Here is a 6,901-nt window from a genome sequence, read left to right as displayed (position 1 = left end):
CCGCGGCCCCGACATGATCATCAGCCTCCTCGCCATCCTCAAAGCCGGCGGCGCCTACCTCCCCCGCGACCCCACCGACCCCACCGACCGCCGCACCCACAGGCTCACCGCCCCCGCCCCCCCCCGCCGCCGCCCCCACCCCCCCGGGCCCGGTCGGCGCGCGGCACGTCCTCAGGGCAGGCGGCGCAGGTGCTCGACGGGGACGGCGTCGGTCAGCCAGACGCCGTTCGCGGACACCCGGAACTCGTGCCCGGCCCGGCTCATCGCCGCCGCGTCGACCTCCAGGACGACGGGGCGGCCGTGCCGGGAGCCGACCCCGACGGCCGTCCCGGTGTCGGCGGAGAGGTGGACGTCCTGCCGGTTCATCGGGCGCAGGCCCTCGACCAGGATGTACTGCAGCGCCCGCTCGGCGGTGCCGTGGTAGAGCACGTCGGGCGGGGTGCTGGCGGGCAGGCCGAGGTCGACCTCGACGGTGTGGCCCTGGCTGGCGCGGATCGAGCGGCCGTCCTCGGAGTAGGCGAAGCGCCGCTTGTTGTTGGTGGCGACCACGTGGTCCAGCTCGGCGCGGCTCAGCGGGCGGCCGTGCCGGGCCAGCGCGGCGAGCAGGACGTTCACCCCCACCCAGCCCGCCGCGTCCAGGGAGATCCCGACGGAGCCCGGGTCGTGCCGCAGGATGCGGGAGAGCGTCTTCGACGTCCTCACGGTGCGTTTCTCGTCCATCGGGGTCCCCCCTGGGATGACGGGCCGGCCGGGCTCAGGACGCCTGGCTGACCGAGCTCATGTTGAAGTCCGGCACCCGGACCGGCGGCATCGCCGCCCGGGTGAACCAGTCGCCCCACTCGCGGGGCAGGCAGCGTTCGGTGCGGCCCACTTCGGTGATCCGGCCGAGCAGGTCCACCGGGGACTCGTTGAAGCGGAAGTTGTTGACGGCGCCGACCACCTCGCCGTCCTCGACCAGGTAGACGCCGTCCCGGGTGAGGCCGGTGAGCAGCAGGGTGGCCGGGTCGACCTCGCGGATGTACCACAGGCAGGTCAGCAGCAGGCCGCGCCCGGTGCGGGCGACCATCTCCTCCAGCGTGGGCGCGCCGGGGGCGGAGGTCTCCAGCACCAGGTTGTCGACCGGCGGGGTGAGCGGGAGGCCGGCCAGGCCCGCGGAGTGCCGGGTGGTCAGCAGGTTGGCCAGCCGGCCCTCGCGCAGCCAGTCGGTGGCGGCCAGCGGGGAGCCGTTGTCGAACACCGAGTCGTTCTCGCCGGAGGAGTGCGCGAGCACGAACGGCGCGGCCTGCAGGCCGGGCTCGGCCGGGTCGGAGCGCAGGGTCAGCGGCAGCGGGCTGAGCCGCTCGCCGATCCGGGTCCCCCCTCCCGGCCCGGAGAACACCGAGCGGCCCTCCACCGCGTCCCGCGCGCCGGCCGACCAGGACAGGTAGACCATCAGGTCGGCGACGGCCGAGGGCGGCAGCAGCGTCTCGTAGCGGCCGGCCGGCAGGTCGATCCGCTTGCGGCCCCAGCCGAGCCGGCGGGTCAGGTCGGTGTGCAGGGCGGTGACGTCGACGTCGGTGAAGTCCCGGGTGGCGGCGCCGGCCCAGGCGGAGCCGGACAGGTCGGCGGTCTTGGCGTTCAGCTCGACGGTGCCGGTGGGCTGGTCGTGGCGCAGCCGCAGGCCGGTGGAGCTGCCCAGGTAGGAGGTGGTGCGCTCGTGCCGGGCGAAGCCGTACAGCAGCTCGCCGTTCGCGCGGGCCCGGGCGAACGCCTCGCCGAGGGCCGGGGCGAAGGCGCCGAACACGCCGATGTCGGTGGTCTCGGGGGCCTCGGTGAACCGCGGGTCGGCGGGCCGGCCCGCGATCAGCGGCTGGGCGTCCTCGGCGGGGCCGGCGGACCGGGCGGCGGCCTCGGCGGCGCGCACCAGGCGCTCGACCTCCTCCAGCGTGACGGCCTCCTGGGCGACCACGCCGGAGGCGGTGCCGGTGGCGCCGTCCGCCGTGGCGACCACGGTGAGCCGGCGGCCGCGGGTGACGCCGTTGGTGGTCAGGCCGTTGCCGGCCCAGCGCAGGTTGGCGGTGGACTCCTCGTCGGCGATCACCACGCAGCCGTCGGCGCGGGAGAGCTCGAGGGCGCGTTCCACCAGCTCGTGGGGGTGCGTGAGGGACATCAGTGACCCGCCTCCTGCTGGGTGTTGAGCACGTTGACCTGGCGGAACAGCGCGGACGGGCAGCCGTGGCTGACCGCGGCGACCTGGCCCGGCTGGGCCTTGCCGCAGTTGAAGGCCCCGCCGAGCACGTACGTCTGCGGGCCGCCGACGGCGCTCATCGAGCCCCAGAAGTCGGTGGTGGTGGCCTGGTAGGCGAAGTCCTTGACCTGGCCCGCGAGTTCGCCGCCCCGGATGGCGTAGGCGCGCTGGCCGGTGAACTGGAAGTTGTAGCGCTGCATGTCGATCGACCAGGAGCGGTCGCCGACGATGTACAGGCCGTTCTCCACCTGGGAGATCAGCCCGGAGGTGTCCGGCCCGCCGGCGGCGGGCCGGAGCGAGACGTTGGCCATCCGCTGCACCGGCACGTGCGCCGGGGAGTCCGCGTAGGCGCAGCCGTTGGAGCGCTCGAAGCCCTTCAACCGGGCCATCGGGCGGTCGAGTTGGTACCCGACCAGGACGCCGTCCCGGATCAGGTCCCAGGACTGGGTGGCCACGCCCTCGTCGTCGTAGCCGATGGTGGCCAGGCCGTGCTCGGCCGTCCGGTCGCCGGTGACGTGCATCAGTTCGGAGCCGTACTGCAGGCTGCCCAGCCGGTCGAAGGTGGCGAAGGAGGTGCCCGCGTAGGCGGCCTCGTAGCCCAGCGCGCGGTCCAGCTCGGTGGCGTGGCCGATCGACTCGTGGATGGTCAGCCACAGGTTGGACGGGTCGATCACCAGGTCGTAGTGGCCCGCGGCGACGCTCGGCGCCCGCATCTTCTGCGCCAACAGCTCGGGCAGCTCGGCCAGTTCGGCGTCCCAGTCCCAGCCGGCCCCGCGCAGGCTGCGATCTTCGGGGGATGACCCCCGGGCCCCCACGAGATATTCCCAGCCGCGTCCCGCCGGCGGGGCAACGGTGCGCATCGAGTCGAAGGCGCCGGTGCGCCCGTCCACGCTGGTGGCCTCCAGCCAGGGGTGCAGGCGCACCCGCTGCTGGGTGGTGACGGTGCCCGCGGTGTCCGCGTAGAACTTGTTCTCCTGCACCGTCAGCACCGCCGCCGACACGTGCGACACGCCGTCCGCGGCCAGCAGCCGGGACGACCACTCGGCCAGCAGGCCGGTCTTCTCCGCGTCCGGCACGTCGAACGGGTTGACCTCGTACGCGGAGACCCACTCGGCGTCCGGGTACACCGGCTCCGGGGCCAGCTCCACCCGCTCGGCGGAGCCCGCCGCCCGGCTGATCCCGCCCGACAGCCGGGCCACCGCCACCGCCTGCTCGGCCACCGCCGCGGCCGCCTCCGGCGTCAGGTCGACCCCGGCCGCGAAGCCCCACGCGCCGTCCAGCAGGACCCGGACGGCGAAGCCCAGCTGCACCGTGTCCGACGAGCCGGCCGGCCGGGCGTCCCGCAGCCGCCAGGACGCCGAACGGACCCGCTCCAGGCGGAAGTCGGCGTGCGACACCCCCAGCTGCCGGGCCCGGGACAGGGCCGCGTCCGCCAGCGGGCGCAACGGGTAGGAGAGGAACTGAGGATCCAGCGCGGAGGGGGGCATCGGGCTCCCTGGGTCGAGGGTCGGACGCGGCGGGCCGCCCCCGGCCGAGGGCGCACCCGATCGCATCATCCCCGCCCGCAGGGCGTACGGCCAGCCAATATTCGCCGCGCCGCGCTGACGGCCCGTCAGGAGCGGGCTAGACCAGCGCCTCCCACCAGCCGTCCAGCTCCGGCGGGTTGGCCACCTCCACCCGCTGCCCCGGGCGCGGCACCGCCAGCGGCACGCCCTGCTGCTTCGCCTCCGCCAGCAGCCGCTCCACCGGCTCCGCCCACGGGTGCGGCGCCAGGTTGAAGGTGCACCAGTGGATCGGCAGCAGCAGCCCGCCGCGCAGCTCCAGGTGCGCCCGCACCGCCTCCTCCGGGTTCAGGTGGATGTCCGCCCAGGCCGGGTCGTACGCGCCGATCGCCATCAGCGCCGCGTCGAACGGGCCGTGCCGCTCGCCGATTCGGGCGAAGCCCTCGAAGTAGCCGGAGTCCCCGGTGAAGAACACCCTGTGCTCCGGGCCCGCCACCACCCAGGAACCCCACAGCGTGGTGTTCCGGGCCAGGCTGCGGCCGGAGAAGTGGTGCGCGGCGGTCAGCGTCAGCGTCAGCTCGCCGAGCGTGCAGGTCTCGTCCCAGTCCAGCTCGATGATCCGGTGCTCCGGCACGCCCCAGCGGCGCAGGTGGCCGCCGATGCCCAGCGGCACCGCGAACGGCGCCGACTGCAGCTCCACCAGGCGGCGCACCGTCGCCATGTCCAGGTGGTCGTAGTGGTCGTGCGAGATCAGCACCGCGTCCACCTGCGGCAGTTCGGCCAGCTCCACCGGCACCGGGTGCAGCCGCTTGGGGCCGGTCAGCCGCGACGGCGAGCAGCGGTCCGACCAGACCGGGTCCACCAGCACCCGGCAGCCGTCCAGCTCCAGCAGCGCCGAGGCGTGCCCGAACCAGGTCACCGCGACGCCCCCGGACGCCCCGCCCGACACCTCCGGCACCGCCAGCGGCACCGGCGCGGCCGGCACCCGGCCGTCCTTCTCGAACAGCATCCGGCGCAGCGTCCCCGCGTCCGGCCGCCCCGGGGCGTCGTGCGCGACCTCGGACGGCGCGTTGTGGAACACCCCGTCGCGGTACTGCGGGGACGCCCGCACCCGCGGGTCCGACGCGTCCGGCCGCCGCCCGAACTGGGCCGGCACCTCGCGCAGCGCCCACGCCGCCGCACCCGCCAGGGCCAGCGCCGCCAGTGCCGCAAGCCTGCGGCGGCCCGTCCGGCCAGGGTGTGCACCACTCATCGCGTCCGCTCCGATCGGCTCGCCTCGCGTCGGCGCCCCGGTCCCTCCGGAGCACCCTCGGGGCAACGCCCGCCACCGGCCCGGCGTTCCCCCACCCCGTCCGCACCCCGTTGTGGAGATACGACAGTTCTCGCCGGGCGCCCCTGTGGGAGGCGGCTTCGCCCGAGCTCGCACCCTACCGATAGCGTCGCAGGTGGGCTGCGCGCAGCCGCGCACACCCGTCGGACGCACGTCGAGAGAATGAGGTGGACCCTTGAGCCGCTCGGTACTGGTCACCGGAGGCAACCGGGGCATCGGCCTGGCCATCGCCCAGAGCTTCGCCGAGGCGGGCGACAAGGTCGCCATCACCAGCCGGGGCGGCGAGGTCCCGGCGGAACTCGCCAAGTACGACGTCCTCGCCGTCCGGGCCGACATCACCGACGCCGCGCAGGTCGACGCCGCCTTCACCGAGATCGAGGCCGCCCACGGCCCGGTCGAGGTGCTGGTCGCCAACGCCGGCATCACCAAGGACACCCTGCTGCTGCGCATGTCCGAGGACGAGTTCACCTCCGTCCTGGACACCAACCTCACCGGCACCTTCCGGGTCGTCAAGCGCGCCGCCGCGAAGATGCTGCGCGCCCGCAAGGGCCGGGTCGTGCTGATCTCCTCCGTGGTCGGCCTCAGCGGCTCCGCCGGGCAGGCCAACTACGCCGCCTCCAAGGCCGGCCTGGTCGGCTTCGCCCGCTCGCTCGCCCGCGAACTCGGCTCGCGCAACATCACCGTCAACGTGGTGGCGCCCGGCTTCGTCGACACCGACATGACCGCCGTGCTCAGCGAGGAGCGCCGCAAGGAGATCGTCTCCGGCGTCCCGCTGGGCCGCTACGCCGCCCCCGCCGAGATCGCCTCGGCCGTGCGGTTCCTGGCCTCCGACGAGGCCGCGTACATCTCTGGAGCCGTCATTCCCGTCGACGGCGGATTGGGCATGGGTCACTGACCATGACTGGAATTCTCGAAGGCAAGCGCATCCTGATCACCGGCGTGCTGATGGAGTCCTCCATCGCCTTCCACACCGCGAAGCTCGCGCAGGAGCAGGGCGCCGAGATCATCCTCACCGCCTTCCCCCGGCCCAGCCTCACCGAGCGCATCGCCAAGAAGCTCCCCAAGCCCGTCAAGGTCCTGGAGCTCGACGTCTCCAACGCCGAGCAGCTGGCCGGCATCGCCGACCAGGTCCGTGAGCACCTGCCCACCCTCGACGGCATCGTCCACTCGATCGGCTTCGCGCCGCAGGACGCCCTCGGCGGCAGCTTCCTCGACACCCCGTGGGAGTCCGTCGCCACCGCGATGCACGTCTCCGCGTACTCCTTCAAGTCGCTCACCACGGCGCTGCTCCCGCTCATGCAGGACGGCGGCTCGGTGGTCGGCCTGACCTTCGACGCGCAGTTCGCCTGGCCGCAGTACGACTGGATGGGCCCGGCGAAGGCCGCCCTCGAGTCCACCAACCGGTACCTGGCCCGCTACCTGGGCTCGCGCGACATCCGCTGCAACCTGGTCTCGGCCGGCCCGATCGGCTCGATGGCCGCGAAGTCCATCCCCGGCTTCCCGGACCTCGCCGCGACCTGGGACTCCCGCTCCCCGCTCAAGTGGGACCTCTCCGACCCGGAGCCGGCCGGCCGCGGCGTCGTCGCGCTGCTCAGCGACTGGTTCCCGAAGACCACCGGCGAGATCGTCCACGTCGACGGCGGGCTGCACGCGATCGGCGCGTAAGCGCTCCGCTCCGAGCTGCTCCACCACGGACGCGGTCGTCCCCTCCGGGGGCGGCCGCGTCTTGCTTTTCGCCTTCGGGGGAGAACGGCGAAGAGCCCCGCCAGGAACGGCGAAGGGGAACAAACCAGGGGCTCGGGGAACGGCGAGCCCGGGTCTGCTGCGGGTGCACTGCCGTGG

The 6,901-nt window shown here is 74.1% G+C and carries 6 protein-coding genes; 2 read left to right on the top strand and 4 right to left on the bottom strand.

Going from position 1 to position 6,901, the window contains the following annotated elements; all coding sequences use genetic code 11:
* Positions 1-171: 171 nt before the first annotated feature.
* The 4 genes from ACFUEL_RS31795 to ACFUEL_RS31780 form a co-directional block, all read right to left on the bottom strand.
* A complete protein-coding gene (locus tag ACFUEL_RS31795) occupies positions 172-720 on the bottom strand; it encodes an RNA 2'-phosphotransferase (protein ID WP_380240378.1) in 549 nt (182 codons plus the stop codon).
* A gap of 34 nt (positions 721-754) precedes the next feature.
* Entirely contained in the window at positions 755-2,149 is a 1,395-nt protein-coding gene (locus ACFUEL_RS31790) for a metallopeptidase TldD-related protein (RefSeq protein WP_380240376.1), read from the bottom strand.
* On the bottom strand, positions 2,149-3,714 hold the full coding sequence (locus tag ACFUEL_RS31785; RefSeq protein WP_380240375.1) for a TldD/PmbA family protein: 1,566 nt from the start codon (positions 3,712-3,714) through the stop codon (positions 2,149-2,151). Before ACFUEL_RS31785 ends, ACFUEL_RS31790 begins: the two co-directional genes overlap by 1 nt.
* Positions 3,715-3,850: 136 nt before the next feature.
* The gene (locus ACFUEL_RS31780) at positions 3,851-4,981 is read right to left on the bottom strand and encodes an MBL fold metallo-hydrolase (protein ID WP_380240374.1); all 1,131 of its coding nucleotides are present in this window, start codon (positions 4,979-4,981) and stop codon (positions 3,851-3,853) included.
* Positions 4,982-5,234: 253 nt separating this feature from the next.
* Between ACFUEL_RS31780 and fabG the strand changes: the two genes are divergently transcribed.
* Positions 5,235-5,954: a 3-oxoacyl-[acyl-carrier-protein] reductase gene (fabG, locus tag ACFUEL_RS31775; RefSeq protein ID WP_380240372.1), complete on the top strand. Its 720-nt coding sequence runs from the start codon at positions 5,235-5,237 to the stop codon at positions 5,952-5,954.
* A 2-nt stretch (positions 5,955-5,956) separates the two neighbouring features.
* Positions 5,957-6,724 (top strand): enoyl-ACP reductase FabI, encoded by a 768-nt coding sequence (gene fabI / locus ACFUEL_RS31770; protein ID WP_380240370.1) that lies wholly within the window; start codon positions 5,957-5,959, stop codon positions 6,722-6,724.
* Positions 6,725-6,901: the final 177 nt, after the last annotated feature.

It is taken from the genome of Kitasatospora sp. NPDC057198 (assembly GCF_042670125.1).
Taxonomy (GTDB): domain Bacteria; phylum Actinomycetota; class Actinomycetes; order Streptomycetales; family Streptomycetaceae; genus Kitasatospora.
The sequence above is the reverse complement of the archived record's forward strand: the minus strand, read 5'-3'. Positions and strand labels throughout refer to the sequence as shown.